The organism is Niastella yeongjuensis (genome assembly GCF_900110245.1).
Taxonomy (GTDB): domain Bacteria; phylum Bacteroidota; class Bacteroidia; order Chitinophagales; family Chitinophagaceae; genus Niastella; species Niastella yeongjuensis.
The window spans coordinates 1-19,771 of record NZ_FOCZ01000016.1 but is presented as its reverse complement, the minus strand read 5'-3'; the positions used below and the strand labels follow the sequence as shown (position 1 = coordinate 19,771).

The window sequence follows — 19,771 nt, the reverse complement described above, 5'->3', positions numbered from 1 at the left end:
GATAATCCCTAACTACTTTTAGAAATTATCGCATTTTGTAAATTATACTGACTGAGAAACGAAAAAGCATTGTCACTAATTTTTAATTTTTTACTGGCAATACTGAAATCATCATTTACATTTCCTGTTATTGAAAGCCAGAAAAAATTCGGCAATATCACATTCTGAAGCAACTTAAATTCATCACTTTCTTCGATCTGACAATCTTTAATTTCATATCCTGACAGTTCTGAAATGATGAGTGCATTTTTTAACTTTTCGGTAATTAAGAAAACAGGAAAGCACTCTATTAAATCATCACCTAGCCAACCATAGAATACAAAATGCAAACGCTCAACTTTTGGAGGATGAATTGATAAATCCATATTCGTATTATCCCCTAATTGACCAGAAACTTCAGGCTCAATAAAATACGACATTCTTTATTATTTTTTTATGTTTATAACTAGGGATTTTTTTGTTTATTATTACTTTCCTTTTCGGAGCCTCGCTTTTCTTCTAACCCGGTTAATAAAATCAAACCCCTTGAAAAATTAAATCCACCCTGTGCATTATTATAACTTTTCCCTGACGCTCCATACCACGGATTTTCTGAAAGATATACGGCCTTGGCAATTGAAAAACTATCGGGGTTTAATTGAAGAAATTGTTTAAAGCTCTTTAAATACACTTCTGTAAAATCTACATATTTACGCCTTTCAATATCTAGTTGTGTATTTGTAATTTCCCGCTTTAACTCTTCTGGGGTTGGTTTCTGGGGTGTTACCTGACCGGGCACGGTCATGACACGTGACTGTTGCAATATCCGCTGGTTCATTTCCCAGTTCGGGTCGTGTGATGTATACGAATTCGATTGTGTCGGATATATAGATTGCGGTGGTGGGGAACTGGTAGTGGTAACTCCCTTAAAATTTCCAAATTTAGGAGTTGGAGGTTGTGAATAGGTAAGTTCCAAAATGGAAATAAATACGGCCAGCAATAAAAACTTCTGGCTATAACAACAGCAGTAAGTTTTCATTCAAAAAGAATGGGGGTTAAAGGTATAGTGATAGTTATAGTAAGCTAACGAAAAAAAAATAATAAAAATCCCCCGGTTACTGGCTCTTTGTATGTGAAAAGCAAAAAACTGAGCAAGGTCAATAAAAAAGCTCTCGATAAAGGTTGCGTTTTCTTAACGATAGAAAAGTTGATCGGGAACCCTATGAAAAAACTGAGTTGTTTGCTTAGAAGTACTGAATTAAACGATAATAAAAAAGCCACCTATAAGGTGGCCCATCATTATTTTTTTCATAATTCAACGCCTGAACTATGCCTCTTTGCCCCTATCGGTTATACAGGTTATTCCTATGCATGCTGATATCGAACCTTATTCTTTTTGCCACTCAGGCCTAGAAAGGAGATAACTGCCCCATTCTTCCCGGTCTGCCCTTCAAGGTTGATTCGACAGTCCCTTTTCTAAACGAGGAAGCGATCAATCGCATCCTTCCGGCTATTACCCAATCCGGGGCCTGCCTCGAAATCCGGCGTTATTTCGTCAATGTGATGGATGGCAACAGGGGAGAGGTGCAGGTTATCCGGCTACTGCCCGACAGTGTCCTTTTTGAAAGATATAAATATATTTATTCCTTCAACCGGCCCTATGGCGACGGTTATGAATATGTAGGCCGCCGGCAGGGAGACACTTATTGCATCAACCGGAAGATCTACCGCATACCGGTGAATACCACTGCCCGGGAGCTGATATCTCAGCTGCGGAAGAACGGCATCTTTACTTACCCCGGTCAAAGCGCCGTCCTGGACTCCCTGCGAGCTGCGGGGGCGGTGGTCAAAGATCCCTGTGAAGGAGTTACGGATTGCGGTTCAGCGGTTGTTTATGAGTTGAAACACGGGAATAAACAACGGAATTTTAAAACTGTCATTGGGAATTATTATTCCATCAACAAGCAGATGGCCGCCCTCAGATCACAATTTCTTATAGACAAGATCTTTTCTCAATATTTCTCGCCTAAACCTTGATTCTGGAGTATAAAATTTCTGTGGAGGCTCAAAGGAGCGTGTCTGAAATATCGATACTCCCGAAGAAAACTGTATAAACTTTTTCAATGAGAGCTCCCTGATAAGGGCTGTAAGGGCGATGTGCTTATCGGCGAACCAAGTAGCACCTAACTTCAGAAGGGTACCGTTTACACCTTTCTCTGTGTGAACCGGAAAATGAATGGTATTTTCAAGAGCAAAGAGAATAAAATCGAGAAAAATTGATCAGATTCAATCACATTCGATCAAAATCGAAAACTCGGGCAGACTGGACAATTGTCTAACCTGTTAATAAGTGATTTAGTTGAAATTCAGCAGGTTTTGAATACTATTAATATACGATAATAAATCTCTCTGTGGATTTACCCATTGTTTGCATCTTAATTTCATGAAGCATATATTTCGCTCGATCCTTGTTTATTTCCACCACAAACACAAATGGGTTAACGTTGTATGCTATGCTAAAACACGCCTTACCATATCTAAATTTAATCATGTCATTAGGTCTCTGCAGATGCACTGATATATCTGAGTCACGGCATGTAAACAGGACAATAGCCGCCGATTTTGTTAGAGAGATGCCCATGATAAAAGAAGGAAGACTTAAAGGGCATGAAGATCCTTTCTATGAAGATATTAATAAGAATGCCTTCGCTCTACAACTTGACTCCTTAGAAGCAGGTTATGACTCTTTGCAGTTTCGTATCTGGTTAGGCCATTCAATGGCTAAAGTCAAACATGTTGTAATCCTAAAATTTAAAGACCAAAAATGGAAGGGCCAACTAGTGAGTTTTAGTAATGAAACCGGGAGTAATGATCCAGGTAAAAAAGTCAGGAAAGTATATCCAAGATCTGGATGGGGTGCTCTGATTGATAGCTTATATAAATTAAGAATAGCCACATTACCACATGAGGCAGAAATTGCTGGTTATAATGGTGCAGGAGCAACGGATGGGATCTCTTATGACTTTGAAATAGCGACCTCAAAAAGGTATAGAGTTTATAGTTATAGTAATCCTGAGATCAATACAAATTTTTGGCAGGCTGGAAATGTTTTAAAAATAGCCACCCTGTTAGAAAAAGAATTTTCTTTTCAGTTTGTAAAATGAGAAGCTGCATACAACACGGTGTCGATACATAGTACCCAGGCATTAATGGTGGACTTAATGATAATCAAATAAATTAAAAGCAGTTTTATTAAGTATTAACGAAATTAGAAATCAGGTAACTACGTTTTTGAATTAGGAGTAAATATGTTTACGAAGTCAACATTATTATTTTTTTACGCTGTGCTGGCTTGCTGGCGATCAATCCCAGCATATTAGTTATGATGTGAGTTGCCAATACTATTATAACAAGCCGCTAAAAAAGAATATTTATACGACAGTGGAGATTGAGCCGGAGTTTCCGGGCGGAGCAGCAGGTTACGTACGTTTTTTAAATAAAAATCTAAGGATTTCCGAAGATACCGTTGAAGATGTAACATCATTACCAATACCTAGGATGAAATTTATTGAATGTCAGATTTAAAAGATAAATGACTGGAATGGACAATGGGATTGATTCAGATTGGATTCGAACTTACTCTAACCCATTCAATTTGAGAGCAATCACTAAATTACTACAGATAGATTCAAAATTATTAAAATTAAAAAAACCCTTCAAATCCAACAAGGCAATCTTTCATGATTGTCTTTTTTATTATTGGTTAAAATCTGCGCCAGTGTCAGCTTACTGCGAATATTCGACTGTTCGGGGCTGCGGCTCGAACTATTCAAATTTTCTTGATTTAATTAAGCCAGTTAAATTATGTTAATAGAGAAGCAATATTATCATGCAACATATATCATATCGACTTGTCTCTATAACTGTATTCGTTATTTGCAGTTTTACCGCAGTGTGAAGAGATACGGTTTATAGAAATTATAAGTACACTTTTTTATATATAAACCGGAGATAAATACAGAAAATTAATATAGCCATTAAACAACGGAATTAAGAAATGAAAATAATTTTATTGCTTTTTATGTGGGTAGTCATATGTACAACATCCTTTTCGCAAGCAACACTTAAGGGAAAATTGATAGACAGTGCAGCAAAAATGCCTCTGGGTTTAGCTACCGTAACTGTTTTTAAAGCATCTGATACAGCCATTATTACTTACAGGTTAAGTAACCCTGAAGGTGATTTCAAAGTTCCGGGGTTACCTTTTGATGTGAAATGCAGAGTTGTAGTTTCGTATAGTGGCTACATTGGGTACAGGAAAGAATTTACTTTTAGAAGCGATCAGCCCGTTTTAGACCTCGGTACTGTTTACATGTCGCCCGCTTCCGTAGCAATGCAAGAAGTGGTTGTATATGCAGAACGACCACCGGTTGTAATTAAAAAGGATACAGTTGAATTTAATGCATCTGCTTTTAAAACATTACCCAATGCGTTGGTAGAAGATCTTTTAAAAAAATTACCTGGGGTACAAGTAGATAAAGATGGAAATATTATGGTTAATGGGAAACCTGTTAACAAGATATTGGTTGATGGCAAAACATTTTTTGGTGATGACCCAAAGATGGCTAGCCGTAATTTGCCGTCTCAGGTGATCGATAAAGTGCAGGTAACGGATGATAAAGAAGAGATGTTGCGTAATGGAGATGATAATGCGAACAACGTAGGCAAGGTGATCAATCTTACTTTAAAAAAGGGGATAAAGAAAAGCATGTTCGGTAAAGCCTATGCCGGCGGCGGTGGCGGACCCCAGGGTGGCCGGTATGAAATGGGAGCTATAGCAAATATTTTTAGGGACACACTGCAGGTAAGTGTAATGGGCTATTCCAATAACCTTAACCGCCCCGGGTTTAGCGTAACTGATATGCGGCAAACAATGGGTATCAGCCGTTCAATCGAGACGATGGGAGGTAACTCTAACAATAACAACAATACCAGTAATTTCGGTTCCTCCTTCAGTATCAATGATATCAATTTTGGAGGAGAATCACGGAACGGTGGTGTCACAAAAAGTGATGGCGTAGGCATTAACATCAACCATTCGCCCAACAATAAACAATCAATCTATGGTCAATATTTTTATGGACGTGTTCATACAGATGTGCAAAATGAGAACAGAACCGATATCTATAAAGAAGATACTGTAATAAATAATTTTTCAAAACAGTACTATACCGAGATCGGTAATTCGCATGTGTTTGGAGCCGGTGCAAATTTAAAGCCTGACTCTACAATAAACCTCATTATTGGCTTAAACTATGTAATATCCGGAACCAAATCTGAAAAAAATGACGCAAGAAGTGGCGTCAATAATTTTCTTGGAAACTTAAACAACGGTATTGTAAATAATATAGGTGATCTGAAAACCAACATGTATAGTCATAATATAATGTTCACCAAACTATCCCGAAGTAAAAAAGGGCGACGATTGAATATTACACAAAACATGGGGTGGAGCAAAAGAGACAGAGATGACTATACAAATGCTCTAATTTCATACCAGCAACCTGTTGGTAAAGATACCGTTTACCATCAATTGCGTAATGAATGGGTACCAACGTGGACGGCTAACTTGGCCGGAAATTACAGCGAACCTCTGATCAAAAACTTTTTCTTTAGGCTAGGTGCACGCTACGATTACGAAAAAATGGATGACAAAGTAGGCACGTTTGCAAATAACACAAGTGCCCCTATCAAAGATCTGAGCAGCAGGTTTAGCAGGGAAAGCAATAAGTATAGCGTTTCCGGAGGAATTGAATACAGGTATAAAGATTTTACTTTCCGGCCAGGCATACGTTATCAATCGCAAAGATTTGACAATAATATATCCTCATTAAATCAGTCAATTAAACAGGAGCAACATAATGTTCTTCCACAGTTTGATTTTGTATATAAAAAATTATCGCTTTCGTATAACCGGGATGTAGTGTTACCTTATTACAGCAATCTGATACCGGTATTGAACAATAGCAACCCTTATATGACAAGGCTGGGTAATCCTAATCTTCAACCGGCGTTGCAGGACAGGGTACGTATTACATTGAACACTTATAGCCCTAAAAGTACTTTGGGTGTATGGTCATGGTTTGAGGCCTCGCAATCGAAAAATGTGATAGTAGATAGCATTGCGTTGGATCAGAGTGGCATACAAACAATATACCCCGTAAATGCAAATGGTTATAAACGTGTTGCTACTAATTTTGGTTTGTACCAGAATAAAAGGAATTCAAAGAATTTTATGATCCCCTGGAATTTTGGTACCTGGACCGAATATGTTCGAAATTATTTTTATTATAATGGAGTTCGAAGCCTGCAAAACAGATTGAATTGTAATTTCTGGAGTAGCATTGGATTTAATTGGGATGATAAGTTGGAGCTTAACCAGGAGTACTCATTTAGTTATCGGTTTGTAAAGAATAGTAATGCTGGTTTTGAAGATATCAAAACATGTAGTCAAACAATCGGTACAGAAGTAATAGTCCGTTATATAAAACATGTAATTTTTGATACAAGATTGCGTTTAATCACTAACAATATGTTTGATGATCCGACATTGAAAAAAATATATCTATGGAATGCAGCAGTAAATTTTACTTTCTTTAAAGATGAAAGAGCAGTATTGAGGATAAGTGCAAATGATATATTGAACCAAGGGAAAAATGTGTACATATCGCCTAATCAAAATACAGCATTCTTTTCTAAGGGAGATGTGCTGGCGCAGTATTTTTTGTCAACATTCACTTATAATCTAAGGCCTGCAGGCGCAAAGAAAACAGCTGCAGGTGGAAAGTGGTCTTTGTTTTAAGCGGTTCGTTGAAAAATATTTCCAGCCTACTTCATCACCCTATATCTTTTCAACGCTCGTTCACATTTAATTGAAATCATTAAACGTGTGGACTGGATTCGAACCTGTCTAAATTGTATTAATATTCGACCATTTTCTCATCGGGATAGCACCATAACCATCGTTCTCCGGGCTGGGCAGAAGCGACCACCGGGTGTTGGGAAGCATGGTAATGTTTGGTCATATGCTGTTCCGGCGATTGATCGCAGCAGAGTGTTTGCCCGCAGGTTTGACATACCCGAAGGTGTACCCATTTCGTTCCATTTCGAATGCATTCTTCGCAAACATGACTGTTGCTTTTTTTGATCTCTTTAAGTACGCTGATGTGATTGCAAACCGTCTTGTTTTCCATAATTGAAATTTTTTAGGAATATCATTGTTTAAGTGCCGGCACTGGCTATTTAACTTCTGCCAGGTATTTATGCACGAAACTGATCGCCATGGAGCCTTCACCGACAGCCGATGCCACCCGGTTCATAGCATTCGCGCGCACGTCGCCGGCGGCAAAAACACCCGGGCAGCTGGTTTCCAGTAAAAAGGGATCCCTTTTTCGCTTCCAGATCTTATCAAAGCTGGTATAGTTTTTCAAATCCCGCCCGGTTTCAATAAAGCCTTTTTCATCTTTGATAATATCAAGCGTGATCCATTCGGTAATTGGTTTTGCGCCGATGAAAATATAAAGGGCATCAGCCGGGCAGGTTTCCAGCTTTTTGGATTCGATATCACAAAGCCGGAGTTGTTCAAGCTTACCAGAGCCCAGTGCTTCTGCAATTTCAGTTTTGGGCCTGATCTGTATATTTTTAGTCGCCCTGATCTGGTCTATCAGGTAAGCAGACATCGTACTGCTTAGATCTTCTTTGCGGATAATTATAATAACATGCTTGGCAAATTTAGAAAGGTACATTGCCGCCTGTCCGGCGGAATTGCCTCCGCCAACGATGTACACTTCTTTGTCTTTACAGGCAGCGGCTTCGGTCATGGCTGCTCCGTAATAGATTCCCGCACCGGTAAAATCGCTGATGCCTTTGGTGTCCAGTTTACGGTAATCAACGCCCGTCGTGATCACTACGCTGCGGGTATTGATCTCCTTACCATTATCGAGAATGATCTTTTTATAGCCATCTTTTTGCATGATGGCATTCACTGATTGCGGTGAAAGGAACTCTGTGCCTAAGCGTGCGGCCTGCGTCATAGCCCGCCGTGTCAGTTCCGCGCCACTTAAACCAGCCGGGAAGCCCAGGTAATTTTCTATGCGCGAACTGGTGCCGGCCTGTCCACCTGGCGCCCGGCGCTCTATCATTAAGGTTTTCAGTCCTTCCGAGGCGCCATATACACCGGCCGCAAGGCCGGCTGGCCCTGCGCCTATAATCACAACATCATACAAATCATAATTTTTCAATTTGGGATTCAGCCCTATTCTGGCAGCCACTTCCACGATCCCTGGCGCAATCAGGTAAGTTCCGTCTTCCAGAAAGATTACGGGCAGGTCAGTTTTAGCCAGGTCATTCAACACCAGTAATTTTTCGCCTTCAGGATCGGATTGTATATCCAGCCACTGGTAAGGTACTAAATTACCCGCCAGAAAATCTTTGAGTTCATGTGATTTTCGACAATACTGGTATCCGATTATTTTGATGCCTTTAAAATCCGGGAGATAATCAACTGCCCAGTTATCCAAAAGGTCGTCGATCACGGGAAACAGCTTTTCCTCTGGAGGATCCCAGGGTTTAACCAGGTAGTAATCCAGTTGAACGAGATTGATCGCATTAATAGCTGCGTCTTTGTCAGCATAAGCCGTCAAAAGCACCCTTTTTGCCTGCGGATAAAACTTCATGGCCTGTTGCAAAAAACCAATCCCGTCCAGTTCAGGCATGCGCTGGTCCGAGATGAATAAAGCCACCGTCTCACCCTTGTTTTTCAGTTCCAGCAAACTATCCAGTGCCTCCTGTACCAAATTTGTTCCTAATATTTTATAGGTATCCCTGAAACGGCCTTTCAGATCACGCATCAGGGCGCGTAAGACCTGAATGTCATCATCAATACAAAATATAATAGGCAGATCCATAAAATGTCCTTTCGTTGGTTGAGTTTTTAATTATACATCCCGTTTTATTTGCCGTCGATGGGAAAGGCGACCATGAAAGAGGTTTGCCCCGGCCGGGAACTGACCTTTATCGACCCCTTGTGTTGATTCACGATTCTGGTAACCACATCCAAGCCCAGGCCAGTGCCTTTACCTACCTCTTTGGTGGTAAAAAAAGGATCAAAGATCCGGCTCATCACTTCGTCTGGTATGCCGGGGCCATTGTCCGTTATTGTTACCTCAACGCATTCCCTGTCCCTCCTGGTTTTAAGCTGCAGGATGCCGGTCCCATTGACTGCCATTGCATCCAGTGCGTTATCGATCAGGTTTGTCCATACCTGGTTCAGTTCACCCACCATCGCATTAACCTCTGGCAAAGTGGTGTCAAATTGTTCATCCAGCGAGATATTCCCCTGGCGGATCTTAAACTGCATCATAGTCAGCGTATTTCGGATGCCAGTATGGATATCCGCGTATTGCTTGCCGTGGCCCTGGTCCATATGGGTGAAATTCTTTACCGCACCCACCAGTTCAGATATACGGCGCGAAGCGGCCGCTATGTCCATGACCATTTTTTCAGTGACAAGGTTATTATTGATCCAGTTAAATACCGCTGAAACAGAATTCAGTGGAATGTGTTTTTTAAAGTTGTCGAGGTCTTGCAGGGTAAATCCAAATTCCACCATATTTTCAGCGACCTCGGAACTATTGGCAATACGGTATTCCGCCATCCATTCCATCAGGTCATCTTCCCGGGAGGAACGCTGCATCATGGTTAAATTGTTGGGGCGTTCACGTTTTAAAATAGCGAACAGCTGATCGTTGAGCAAACCAACCGCTTCTTCGGTGAGTTGAATGGCCATCACCTTTTTAAACGTCTCTGGTGTCAATTTCAGGTGAGCAAGCAAGGATGCCGAGCCGCGTACCACCGCCGCTGCCGGGTTATTTAATTCGTGGGCCAACCCGGCAGACAGTTTACCCAAAGCCATCATTTTTTCATTTTGCTGCTCAAAAGCGGTGAAATCCCGTACCCGGCTGGTCATGATGTGTACCAGGGCCTGCGTTAGTTCAAATTGGGTACGTATCATTTCATCCATCCGTTCTACGGGGAAAAACAGATACTCCAGTTGGGACACAGCTTCACCCAGGCCGACTATTTTTTTCGCCCTGGAGAAAGGCAGGTAACCGGTGACCGCCTTTGACTCAAAGGTGGTCAATTCAAGCAATTCCTTTCCCTGCAAGATACAAAACCGGATAGCCCCGGTTATAACGACAAAGGTACCTTTAATCGGTTCTCCGGGTTTAAAAAGCACACCTCCTTCCTCAAGCACATGCTGTGTACTATTATCAATCAGCCATTGCAATTGCACCAGCGGTACATCTTGCAGCGCTGCTATGGTTTGCAGCCATTCCGGGCTTATTTTATCCATTCGGTTAAAATTTATAATAGTAGTGCACTATTATGCCCTACCATTTGCACGAAACAATATTTGCAAGTTATTATTTTTGAGATATTGGGCAAAAAAACGCAGTTAATACCGGTAGCGCAAGGACAACTTATATTAGTTGGAAATCATTCTTCATTTGTGACGATCATTTGTCTGGCCACAGAGCTTTTATCTTAATTTGGAGGAAAGCATGAGTGATTTAATAACAAGACATAAAAAAAGGTCCTGATTTTGTCAGAACCTTTCTTCTCTGTCGGGTCGACAAAACGCTCCCAAAGAAATTAATTATTTGTATATCATTTACTTGCAACTAACGGGAACGGTAGTTCACCGTTTGGTTCGCAATGAGGGGAAGAACTTTTGCTTCAATAAATTTAACAATTTTGACTTACCCAATCAAAGAAAGAATACCAATTTCAAATGATATCCCATGTTTACTTTCGATATGCTGACAAGCAATTAAAATGGCAAGTCATCAACATCGTCAGAAGGCGCATTTTCCTTACCAATAATTTTGGAACTATCGAGTTCTATAAATATACTTTTAATTGTTTCATCAACTTTATAATAAGCTCTTTTTGCAGCAGCATGAAGTTCTGACAATAAATTATAATCATTGAGTTCCTCCCCATCCGAAACTTGTATTCTATCAATAACATCTCCCCGATCATTTATAATTGAAATATCAATATACGAAACAGAATCACTGTCCCATTTGTCGATAGTAATTGCTCCTTTATCTAAAACAAGTTTATACTCCTCATTTCTACTAGTCTTTGACCATATTGTTTCTTTATTTAACGTTTTCTGCTTTAGTTTAACTATTAGAGCTTTATAATTTTCAGGTATCATTATTTTTTGTATTTAAGCTTGTTTTCAAATTCAGATAAAACTGTTGATAAAATTTCCAGATTTTTATTAAGCATGGAAAGATTAATTCCCTTTTTAATTCCGCTGATCTCATCATGTAGATTGCTGATATCTGCACCTAGTCCTGTTATGTTTTGATTATAACGACTATCATGGGTGTATTCTAAAAGATCCTCATTATATTTTACTTGAATAAGAACAGCTTTTAAATCTTTCATCCGAATCAAAGCCATTTCCAGCTTGTTATTTTGCAAAAAACCTTGTATTTCATGAATCAATTTTGTTGATTTTGAAAGGTCGGAAACAGACAGCACTTGATTAATTCTCGTTATGGAATTATCAATTGCAATTTTGGTTTCTTCACTTGACTCTCTTAAACTTTTAATTTGAATAAAGGCAATCATCAACCCAAAGATTGAAAAAAATGTTCCAAATATTGTAAAGCCGTTTGGAACGGTTCTTTCTTCTTTATCAAGACAAATGAAGATAAGTGTTGTAATTAATATGCCAATTATAAAAGACCATAATGCTAAAGCTCTGTATTTATTAGCTTCGTTTTGCATGGTAAATGAGTAAAGATTGTTTAATCCGTTTAACCTAAAACACTAAATGATTTTTGGGGACTAAAATGTTGTACTTCCCTAATTGCAAATTTTTGTAACATCCTAATATTATTCGGATCACTATATGAATTAGCATTGGTAATAAGACAATTTCCATCAAGGCCAACATACTTAAAGAACTCAATTTTTTCAAAATTCGCTTTGGGTAAAGAAAAAAGCCCCACAATTGTTATAAACTTATAAACTTCATCTTTTGGTAGTTTAGCCCTTTCATTTTCCTTATATTTAGCATCCATAATTATAATTAAATCGTCTTCGGTGGGAGTATCGTTGGCTTCGGCCTTTTGAAAGGAAATGTCTGGATGATTTTCTTCGGAGTCAAAAATTCCCTCAATTTTAGTCCCAGCACATATTTGAAATTTAGGTACACCCTCTTTTGTGGCAATAAAATAGGGTTTCCCTGCTTTATCAGCGGCTGCTTGCGGAAATTTATATTCGAAATCTCCGGAACCCTTTTTGAATTCAATTTTATAAGTTACTTGTAAATCGGTAACTATACTGATGTAGCAATAAAATTCATAAATATAACAGTCTGTTGCAACTGCTATATTTTGTTCATTAATAACTGGGGCTAAAATATCCTTTGAATTATGCCAGACAGAAGCTTCATGTAGAAGTTTTGCATAATCTCTCAGGTAAGTCATAAATTCTTTCATATTCGTAAATCGATTGGCCAAGTTTCGTTGGTGAATATTTGAAGGAAACGAGATTCGAGTTCGCTATTTTCACTAATTGCTTGACTTACATATTTCCTGAAGTCAGCTTTGCCTTGCAATTCAAAAATTTTTTTGAAAATTTGAGCTTGGGGATGTAGCGTGTCTTCATTTCCTGTAGTTGGATTTCTAAAGCCGATATCTTCAATTGGAACAATATCGCTTAACTTATCCTCAATAAGATCGTTAGTAGCAACGAGTAATCTGCCACGACTCAAAATGCGTCTATCTATGTAATCATAAAGAAAATCAAGACCTTTTTGAAGAGAAATTTCTTTAAAATCAATAGTTGAAAATTTGTTCATCGCTTCTAGCATAAATTCTAACTTATTTTGCCTTGGAATGGCATTTGCTAACCTGCCAAAAACGGTTCTAGCTGCGTATATCCAACCATTGGTTATCGTATCAAAATCATCTTGTGGAAGAACTCTAAATTGGCGTCTAAAATGCACAATAGGTTTATTAAATCTATTTACTTCCTTCAAACTATATTCAAGATCGGAGAGTAAATTATTTTTTGTAAGTTTTTTGGTTATTGAAAAATCAAAATGATGTACGAAAATATCTTTAGGTGGAGGAAATCCATTTAAAATGTTCGAATCAATTTTTTCTTTAGATGGCTTTACTACTTCAACATTTTTTACTTTAGTTATTTTTCCTTGACTTATAAATCGTAAATCCTCTCTTTCTTTTTCTGGTTCCGCAATTAGTAATGATGTTTTATCTCGTATTCCAAGGTGCCTTTGCTCACTATTAATGCTAAATGAGCTACTAAAATTTACATCCTCCAAATCTCGCGTATTTGTAATGGATACTTGGGCTCTATGAATATTTATAGAAATTGCGTCCATTGGAAATTATTGGGGAGTTTTACTATTTTTAAAGCCATCATTTTATTGAAATCTAAATAGATCAACTGTATCTACTTCCAAACCATCTGACAATTTAATAATACTACTAAACTGTATATCCATCCTGCCATTTTCAATCCGACTAATATCACCGCGATCAATGCCTGTTACCGCTTCCAAATCTGACTGTGTAAGACCTTTAGCTGTTCTCAATCGGCGAACATTTTCACCAAACTGAACTATTTCCTTGTTATATCTTTTTGATTCCATAGTATAGAATCAGAAAGATGGAAAAAAAGAATAAATATATGCGTGGGCTTAAGCCCACATTTGAAATAATTCGTTATCTTTATTTCCGTAACAATCACCCGAAATGATTCAAATCAATTTAAACAGCTCATAAGAGCGTTTTAAATACGTATTTTATTAAAGCGAATTTGCTTTAATTCCTGTTTCTGAAACTGCGACCTTTCATTGATCACGGGAATAAGGTAAATCGCCTGCGTGAACTTTAGTATCTTACGCAACTAAAGAAACGTGGGCGTTCTTATTGTGATCACGGGTGTCGCAGCCCTCAGAACCGGTAAGGACTAACCCACGTTTCTTTCTTTTCACCTGCCACCCAGGCGCGCAGGTTTTCCTGCAACCGGTTAGCCTTACATGACTTTCAATATTTACTTCATCCTTAATTGAATGTTATGTATAAAGAGGCTTCAACAATCCCACCAAAAATTGTCATTCCCCCACAAAAATTAACGGCGGCCGAAATTGCCGACCCGTACTAGGTTATTTACGAATTATTTGATTTTGCCCACCTTCCCCGAATCCGGGAACTATTATGGGAGTTCTTTAAAACAACCGTTATAGGCAATTATACCCACGATTTGCATCGGCGGGATCGGGAACTATTGGTTACGATATATGAAAAAATTGAAAAGTTAGTGGAAGCTGTCCACATTATTAATGAAAAGCAAAAACTGTCAAAAAAGCCCGTTTTTGAAACGTACCCGTTTTCACCAGAGAATATTGATTCGGGTAACTTGGCCAGATTATCTGAAGTTTACGAGGTTGGCAACATTTTACATGAGAAAATAAAAGCGGTTGCGGAAAACATTATCCGCATAACCAATGCAGAAAAACTGTTTTGATCAGGTTTTAAAATAAACAGCAGGAACAGGCCACAGTTTGATTTCCTTGTGCTTTTACCCTCTAATGCCAAATATTCCTATAGTGATTACCTAACCCAAGTGCAGGCAAAATGTAGTGAAATTGGATCGGTACTCATCTGGTGCAATAAAATCAATGAAGTGTATAAACATTTGCGGGAGGGGCATATTTTCTATTCTGCCGTCTGTTCACCAGATTTTATGGTGTATGATAACAAACGGGTAACCTTGCCGGAAAAGCCTGATATGGACATTTCTGCCATAAAGGTGAATGCCCGTAATATTTTTGATGATGCTTTCTGTCTTGCAAAATCTTTCCTGGACGGTGCAGAATATTTCGCCACCACTGGTCAATATAAACCTGCAGCCTTTTTGTTGCATCAGGCAACAGAACATGCACTTCGTGCATTATTGGTTTCCCTAACTAGATTGACGGCCTACGGACATAATTTGAAATCATTAATAAGACATTCCTGTTTTTGCGCTCCTGATCTGGATATCATTTTCCCTAAAAACACCGATGAAGAAAAGGAATTTTTCGATTTGCTGAATACGGCCTATGTTTCTGCAAGGTATAGTCCCCAATATGAAATAAGCCAGGATCAGGTAATGTTGCTACTTGACCGGGTAAATGCCATTCTCGCACAAACGGAGCAATCTTTTGAAGAAAGGCTGAAAACATTTGAAAATCTGATTTTATTGGAAAACAGATAATCAATTTAAAACGGATCACAACTTTAACGGTAACTTTTTAAGCTATTTGGGGCTGGTGAAAAGAAAAATGGCCTGTTCTGGCAATAGGCTTTGCAAAGGTATTGCGTGTGCGTATGCGCTCACAGCAAGATGTATAGTTGTCTACAACTATTGGTTTTTCCTTCAAGTAAGGGCTGTGTTGATTACAATACTACATCTTGCTCCGTGCACTCAAGCACGGTTAACCGCTGCATAGCCAGTAAGAGATATTATCACTTCCAGGCTTTTATTCCTTAAAATTATCCATTGGATATGAAACCGTTGGACGTTATTGCTGTTTTACAATTTACAACTCCAAATGCGAGTGTTTCGACTACAATTCCATGAAAATCAAACTGTTAATTAAAGTTATTTGCCCATAAGACAGACTTATAGTAACTTGTCTCCAATATGGTAGCTTTTTTCCAGAAAATAACTGATGTTCTAAACCAGTCCAATATACCTTATATGCTTTCTGGCAGTGTGGCAATGAGTATATACATCGTACCAAGAGCGACAAGGGACTTTGATTTTATAATTCACCTTGAACAGAAATACATTGACCATTTTGTCCAATATTTTCAGGATGGTTATTACTGTGACAAAGATGCCATTCAGGATGCAGTAAATAGACGGAGCATGTTCAATATTATAGATCATGCATCTGGCTTTAAAGCTGACTTTGTGGTATTGAAAGACGAAGCCTTTAGGCTTGAAGAGTTCGAAAGGAGAAAAAAAGTGGATTTTTTTGATAAAACCATTTATGTGGTATCTCCTGAAGATTTACTTCTTTCAAAGCTCATTTGGATTCAGGATTTTCAATCTGCACAGCAAATGGAGGATATCAAAAATCTTTCTGCAATTGAACAATTGGATTGGCCTTATATTACTAAATGGATAGAAAAGCTACATTTGAAGTCATTTAATTTGTTTGAGCATGAATGATACCCCACAGCATATAAAAGAATTGCAATTAAAAATCTGGCTTTCTAAGTCGCCTGCGGAAAGGCTAAAGCAGTTTATGGAAGATAATGCTTCCCTATTTCAGTTTTGGAATATGGCTCAAAAGTCGAATCCTATGACTGATAATTCTAAAGCTGTTAATAAATCAAATGGATTGAAATAATGATGCACTATTAAAGGATGACAGTATAGTAATAATAATATTACTAGGTTCTACATCTTCTGTTGTCAACAACACTACATCTTGCTCCATGCAACAAGGGCATGGTCATCACCGGTTTTCGGATTCCCCAAAACTATTTATTGCAAAATAAAATGAGCTTTTCAGCTCTAACCACTTTTTTGCTTAGTATCTAAAAAATAATAAATTGCAGTAATTGCGCATAATTATAGAAATATAATGTTATGCATCATTTTACTTCCCTTATGAACAAGCCTATTAAATCAGTTTGGATAGAAAGCGAAGAGTTTGGAGCAGTAATTGAAGGATGTGCTCCAGAAGACGATAACAGCGACGTAATTGTTACATTTACCGATAACACTAGGTATATTGCCAGTTTCTTTACTTACACTAACATTGACAGTCTGAGACGAAAAAATGAACGGTCCGGTGAATGCTTAAACGGAAAATACTTTTGGGCAAGCGACATGATACTCATTGATAAAATAAATAAAGAAAGTATCCTTTCAGTTGTTGACTATATGATCGTGACAGGGGAATTCTATAATGTTTTCAAGCAATTAACAGATAACTTGGAATTACAGGATCATGAAGCGAAAGAATGAACTTGGAAAATTTAATTTTTCCATTTACAAGATTTACTTCGACCAGATTGGAAATATTGATTGGCGTAATGCTAAACGACAAACAAGAGAATGATAATTGAAAATAAAGGAATAAGGAGAACCGATTTTTATATACCTCCTTTCGACTTGAAGACAGGAGAAATTGTTGTTATATATTTATTTAATGGACAGCATTTTTACGACACCGAAATGCTACTTAAGGATATTTTTAGTGGAAAAGTGAAGGACGAAAATGTTGTTGTTCGTAAAGAAGTAACATTTGTTGAACATTTCATTGAGTCTAAATTTAGACGGCTCTTTTATCCAGTTACAGTCGGAGAATACTTAAAAATGAATGCGGACTTGAGCAGCCCTTTTGTTACAAAGATTTATGAAACAAAATGGATAAATGAAAAGACAAAGGTTAATACACTGGCTGGAAATCCAAGGAAACTGCTTAGTTTATACGCAACTCTTTCAAAAACAAAAGACATCATATTTGACGTTGTTGGGCAGGATCCAATAGGAGCTGAAAATGCATATGGAATCGTTAAGGAAGTAGTTAAAAATGGGGGTTCTGCAATTTTGCTTGACTGTTTTGAGGATATGAAAAATGACTGTACCAAATACATTGAGCTACAATGGACAAAATAAGGCTATAACACAGATTCACTTCAAGTAGATATATTAAAAAACAGACATGGCGAATAACAAATGGAAAGATTACTTGCTTAAATCGGGGCTTCCGTTAGAATATGAAGTTCTAGACTTTCTTGATTCAAAGAAATGTATTTCTTCATTTGAATATTCATATTTACGACCTGATGAAAATTTGATTGAAAACGAATTTTCATTTGATATTGATTCTTCTTACATAAAAGATCATCATTTTTTTAAATTACTTATTGAGTGTAAATATCGTGACAGTTCAACGAACTGGCTTTTCCTTCCTGGAGAGTATGGAGGACCAAGCGAGTTAAGTCATACTGCATTCTTGCACCCATGCGATCATTTTACTAAGACAACAAAGTTTCCATATAGGCATCCCGAATTACCTCCAATTGCAAAACCATGTCTTAAAGGTATTGAGTTAACATCTGATGGGCAAAATCCAAAGACGATTACGCAAGCAGTTAATCAATTAAGTTATGCAATGGCTGAAATGATTGTTGATGATATGGTTCATCAAATTGAGGAGCTACTTGCAACAAGTGAAGTGATTTTTTACAATGTTCCAATAATCGTTACAACGGCTAACCTCTTTAGAATAAAGGAAAATACGACTATAGAAAAAATAAAGGAAACTGAAAATTTATTAGATATTGCAACTAAAGAAGATTGTTTGGTTCTTCAAACAAAAATCGGAAAGGATTTGCAAAGGCACAACCGAAAATTATTTTCAGAGTTTATTAATGAAAGAGGAGAGGAAATTTTAAATAAAAAGTTGAAAAGTTTTAATGATGACATTGGCTTTGTATGCGAAGTAATTTCATCAAATTATTGCCCCGAATCAATTTTAGTAATTCAACATACACCTGACAATAAAGCATTTGAGAAATTATTTGAACTGTTTGACGATGTTGTAAGTCCTTCCAAACCGACGCACAAATATTTGAATGACGAAATGCAAAGATTAAAGGAATTATTAGGAAAGGTTGATAAACTAAAACCTAAGATGAAATAAACTCATATTAGTGAAACAGTAGTCCGGTAGCATATCAAACATGCAGTCTTATCTTGACAAATGATAGTTACAAAATACAAGTTTTTGCAGTAGTTTTATTTTAGGGTTTAAGCTTTAAGTTATTGCAAAGCAACTGCAAATATGCAAGTCTGCCCAATAATATTATTGTCAATATTATTATTTTTTATTATCATCCAGCTTCTGCTGCAACAACTCCATATCCATCCCAATTTTCAACCCGGTTACTTTTGCATAGATCATAGTAGTAGTAAGTTTAGTATGCCCCAGCATTTTACTAATGGTTTCAATTGGGACACCATTCATTAAAGTAACGGTGGTAGCAAAAGTGTGGCGAGCCAGGTGAAAGGTTAGGTTTTTACGGATGCCACATATTTCCCCGATTATTTTCAGGCTCCGGTTCATTTCCTGGTTGGTTACCCGAGGGAACAACACATCGTTTTGTGTGGGTTCCTGGTGTTGACTGTATTTTTCCAGCACTGCCAGGGCCGGACTTAACAAGGGTACATTTACACCAATTTCAGATTTCGCCCGGCTGATCTTTATCCATTTCTTGCCATCCATAGAGCATGCAATATTACCAAGCTGTAACCCCATCAGGTCAACATAGGCCAAGCCGGTATAACGTATCCCTTCGGCTAAGTACATATTGTTGAGCCGGTCTAAAATCCGTAAGGACTATTTTTTGTAATGATGTGGTAGTAGTTCCTGCACCTTGTTTACGGGGTGATCTGCTATTTTGTGAAGAACATCTTTTAGCCAGGTGTATGGTTCTATACCATGCATTTTACAGGTACCTAGTAAACTGTAAAACATTCCGCTTCGCCTGGCAGCCTCGTGAGATCCGGCAAATAGGTAATTTTTTCGGCCAAGGGCCACCGGACGTATGCTGTTCTCCACGGGATTATTGTCAATGTTCAATCGACCATCAGTGGTATATATTGATAACTTGTG

21 protein-coding genes are annotated in these 19,771 nt (G+C 38.0%); 9 read left to right on the top strand and 12 right to left on the bottom strand.

Annotated elements, in window-relative coordinates; all coding sequences use genetic code 11:
* Positions 1-8: 8 nt before the first annotated feature.
* Entirely contained in the window at positions 9-419 is a 411-nt protein-coding gene (locus tag BMX95_RS29140) for a hypothetical protein (RefSeq protein ID WP_081202925.1), read from the bottom strand.
* A 26-nt stretch (positions 420-445) separates the two neighbouring features.
* Positions 446-1,018, bottom strand: coding sequence for a hypothetical protein (locus BMX95_RS34685; RefSeq protein WP_133053996.1), 573 nt, complete (start codon positions 1,016-1,018; stop codon positions 446-448).
* Positions 1,019-1,542: 524 nt separating this feature from the next.
* Here BMX95_RS34685 and BMX95_RS29125 point away from each other — a divergent pair.
* From BMX95_RS29125 to BMX95_RS29115, 3 genes are all read left to right on the top strand, one after another.
* On the top strand, positions 1,543-2,016 hold the full coding sequence (locus BMX95_RS29125) for a hypothetical protein (RefSeq protein ID WP_081202928.1): 474 nt from the start codon (positions 1,543-1,545) through the stop codon (positions 2,014-2,016).
* Positions 2,017-2,618: 602 nt separating this feature from the next.
* Complete coding sequence (locus BMX95_RS29120; protein ID WP_133053997.1) at positions 2,619-3,143, top strand: hypothetical protein; 525 nt, start codon at positions 2,619-2,621, stop codon at positions 3,141-3,143.
* Positions 3,144-4,249: 1,106 nt separating this feature from the next.
* Positions 4,250-6,841, top strand: coding sequence for an outer membrane beta-barrel protein (locus BMX95_RS29115; protein ID WP_242673204.1), 2,592 nt, complete (start codon positions 4,250-4,252; stop codon positions 6,839-6,841).
* A 118-nt stretch (positions 6,842-6,959) separates the two neighbouring features.
* Here the strand turns inward: BMX95_RS29115 and BMX95_RS29110 are convergent, their stop codons facing one another.
* The 8 genes from BMX95_RS29110 to BMX95_RS29075 form a co-directional block, all read right to left on the bottom strand.
* The gene (locus BMX95_RS29110; RefSeq protein WP_081202931.1) at positions 6,960-7,232 is read right to left on the bottom strand and encodes a UBP-type zinc finger domain-containing protein; all 273 of its coding nucleotides are present in this window, start codon (positions 7,230-7,232) and stop codon (positions 6,960-6,962) included.
* Between the two features lie 45 nt (positions 7,233-7,277).
* Positions 7,278-8,945: an NAD(P)/FAD-dependent oxidoreductase gene (locus BMX95_RS29105; protein ID WP_081202932.1), complete on the bottom strand. Its 1,668-nt coding sequence runs from the start codon at positions 8,943-8,945 to the stop codon at positions 7,278-7,280.
* Positions 8,946-8,989: 44 nt separating this feature from the next.
* Entirely contained in the window at positions 8,990-10,393 is a 1,404-nt protein-coding gene (locus BMX95_RS29100; RefSeq protein WP_081202933.1) for an ATP-binding protein, read from the bottom strand.
* Between the two features lie 477 nt (positions 10,394-10,870).
* Entirely contained in the window at positions 10,871-11,263 is a 393-nt protein-coding gene (locus tag BMX95_RS29095; RefSeq protein WP_081202934.1) for a hypothetical protein, read from the bottom strand.
* On the bottom strand, positions 11,263-11,844 hold the full coding sequence (locus BMX95_RS29090; protein WP_090519661.1) for a hypothetical protein: 582 nt from the start codon (positions 11,842-11,844) through the stop codon (positions 11,263-11,265). Before BMX95_RS29090 ends, BMX95_RS29095 begins: the two co-directional genes overlap by 1 nt.
* 29 nt (positions 11,845-11,873) lie before the next feature.
* Positions 11,874-12,560, bottom strand: a complete 687-nt coding sequence (locus BMX95_RS29085) for a hypothetical protein (protein ID WP_081203087.1) — start codon at positions 12,558-12,560, stop codon at positions 11,874-11,876.
* A complete protein-coding gene (locus BMX95_RS29080; RefSeq protein WP_081203088.1) occupies positions 12,557-13,468 on the bottom strand; it encodes a hypothetical protein in 912 nt (303 codons plus the stop codon). The genes BMX95_RS29085 and BMX95_RS29080 overlap by 4 nt, the downstream gene beginning before the upstream one ends.
* Positions 13,469-13,510: 42 nt before the next feature.
* A complete protein-coding gene (locus BMX95_RS29075) occupies positions 13,511-13,738 on the bottom strand; it encodes a helix-turn-helix domain-containing protein (protein WP_081203089.1) in 228 nt (75 codons plus the stop codon).
* Positions 13,739-14,775: 1,037 nt separating this feature from the next.
* On the opposite strand from BMX95_RS29075, the gene BMX95_RS29065 reads away from it, so the two are divergent.
* The 6 genes from BMX95_RS29065 to BMX95_RS29040 all read left to right on the top strand — a co-directional run bounded on the left by BMX95_RS29065 (position 14,776) and on the right by BMX95_RS29040 (position 18,799).
* The gene (locus tag BMX95_RS29065) at positions 14,776-15,348 is read left to right on the top strand and encodes a HEPN domain-containing protein (RefSeq protein ID WP_133054010.1); all 573 of its coding nucleotides are present in this window, start codon (positions 14,776-14,778) and stop codon (positions 15,346-15,348) included.
* Between the two features lie 429 nt (positions 15,349-15,777).
* The gene (locus BMX95_RS29060) at positions 15,778-16,311 is read left to right on the top strand and encodes a DUF6036 family nucleotidyltransferase (RefSeq protein ID WP_081203092.1); all 534 of its coding nucleotides are present in this window, start codon (positions 15,778-15,780) and stop codon (positions 16,309-16,311) included.
* Entirely contained in the window at positions 16,304-16,492 is a 189-nt protein-coding gene (locus BMX95_RS29055; protein ID WP_081203093.1) for a hypothetical protein, read from the top strand. The genes BMX95_RS29060 and BMX95_RS29055 overlap by 8 nt, the downstream gene beginning before the upstream one ends.
* Before the next feature lie 263 nt (positions 16,493-16,755).
* Positions 16,756-17,115: a hypothetical protein gene (locus BMX95_RS29050; RefSeq protein ID WP_090519674.1), complete on the top strand. Its 360-nt coding sequence runs from the start codon at positions 16,756-16,758 to the stop codon at positions 17,113-17,115.
* A gap of 90 nt (positions 17,116-17,205) precedes the next feature.
* A complete protein-coding gene (locus BMX95_RS29045; RefSeq protein ID WP_081203095.1) occupies positions 17,206-17,769 on the top strand; it encodes a hypothetical protein in 564 nt (187 codons plus the stop codon).
* A gap of 46 nt (positions 17,770-17,815) precedes the next feature.
* Entirely contained in the window at positions 17,816-18,799 is a 984-nt protein-coding gene (locus BMX95_RS29040; protein ID WP_081203096.1) for a hypothetical protein, read from the top strand.
* A 177-nt stretch (positions 18,800-18,976) separates the two neighbouring features.
* On the opposite strand, the gene BMX95_RS29035 is transcribed toward BMX95_RS29040, so the two are convergent.
* Together BMX95_RS29035 and BMX95_RS29030 are read right to left on the bottom strand one after the other, a co-directional pair.
* Positions 18,977-19,465, bottom strand: a complete 489-nt coding sequence (locus BMX95_RS29035; protein ID WP_081203097.1) for a site-specific integrase — start codon at positions 19,463-19,465, stop codon at positions 18,977-18,979.
* Between the two features lie 30 nt (positions 19,466-19,495).
* A partial coding sequence (locus BMX95_RS29030) for a transposase domain-containing protein (RefSeq protein ID WP_143067622.1) occupies positions 19,496-19,771 on the bottom strand: 276 nt, incomplete at its 5' end.

Excerpts from the sequence above, each read along its gene's own strand:
- BMX95_RS29060 (WP_081203092.1), top strand. The coding sequence starts at position 15,778 with ATGGTAGCTTTTTTCCAGAAAATAACTGATGTTCTAAACCAGTCCAAT.
- BMX95_RS29040 (WP_081203096.1), top strand. The coding sequence starts at position 17,816 with ATGGCGAATAACAAATGGAAAGATTACTTGCTTAAATCGGGGCTTCCG.
- BMX95_RS29100 (WP_081202933.1), bottom strand. The coding sequence starts at position 10,393 with ATGGATAAAATAAGCCCGGAATGGCTGCAAACCATAGCAGCGCTGCAA.
- BMX95_RS29090 (WP_090519661.1), bottom strand. The coding sequence starts at position 11,844 with ATGCAAAACGAAGCTAATAAATACAGAGCTTTAGCATTATGGTCTTTT.
- BMX95_RS29105 (WP_081202932.1), bottom strand. The coding sequence starts at position 8,945 with ATGGATCTGCCTATTATATTTTGTATTGATGATGACATTCAGGTCTTA.
- BMX95_RS29125 (WP_081202928.1), top strand. The coding sequence starts at position 1,543 with ATGGATGGCAACAGGGGAGAGGTGCAGGTTATCCGGCTACTGCCCGAC.
- BMX95_RS34685 (WP_133053996.1), bottom strand. The coding sequence starts at position 1,018 with ATGAAAACTTACTGCTGTTGTTATAGCCAGAAGTTTTTATTGCTGGCC.
- BMX95_RS29045 (WP_081203095.1), top strand. The coding sequence starts at position 17,206 with ATGATAATTGAAAATAAAGGAATAAGGAGAACCGATTTTTATATACCT.
- BMX95_RS29035 (WP_081203097.1), bottom strand. The coding sequence starts at position 19,465 with ATGTACTTAGCCGAAGGGATACGTTATACCGGCTTGGCCTATGTTGAC.
- BMX95_RS29095 (WP_081202934.1), bottom strand. The coding sequence starts at position 11,263 with ATGATACCTGAAAATTATAAAGCTCTAATAGTTAAACTAAAGCAGAAA.
- BMX95_RS29110 (WP_081202931.1), bottom strand. The coding sequence starts at position 7,232 with ATGGAAAACAAGACGGTTTGCAATCACATCAGCGTACTTAAAGAGATC.
- BMX95_RS29055 (WP_081203093.1), top strand. The coding sequence starts at position 16,304 with ATGAATGATACCCCACAGCATATAAAAGAATTGCAATTAAAAATCTGG.
- BMX95_RS29140 (WP_081202925.1), bottom strand. The coding sequence starts at position 419 with ATGTCGTATTTTATTGAGCCTGAAGTTTCTGGTCAATTAGGGGATAAT.
- BMX95_RS29075 (WP_081203089.1), bottom strand. The coding sequence starts at position 13,738 with ATGGAATCAAAAAGATATAACAAGGAAATAGTTCAGTTTGGTGAAAAT.
- BMX95_RS29080 (WP_081203088.1), bottom strand. The coding sequence starts at position 13,468 with ATGGACGCAATTTCTATAAATATTCATAGAGCCCAAGTATCCATTACA.
- BMX95_RS29120 (WP_133053997.1), top strand. The coding sequence starts at position 2,619 with ATGATAAAAGAAGGAAGACTTAAAGGGCATGAAGATCCTTTCTATGAA.
- BMX95_RS29050 (WP_090519674.1), top strand. The coding sequence starts at position 16,756 with ATGAACAAGCCTATTAAATCAGTTTGGATAGAAAGCGAAGAGTTTGGA.
- BMX95_RS29085 (WP_081203087.1), bottom strand. The coding sequence starts at position 12,560 with ATGAAAGAATTTATGACTTACCTGAGAGATTATGCAAAACTTCTACAT.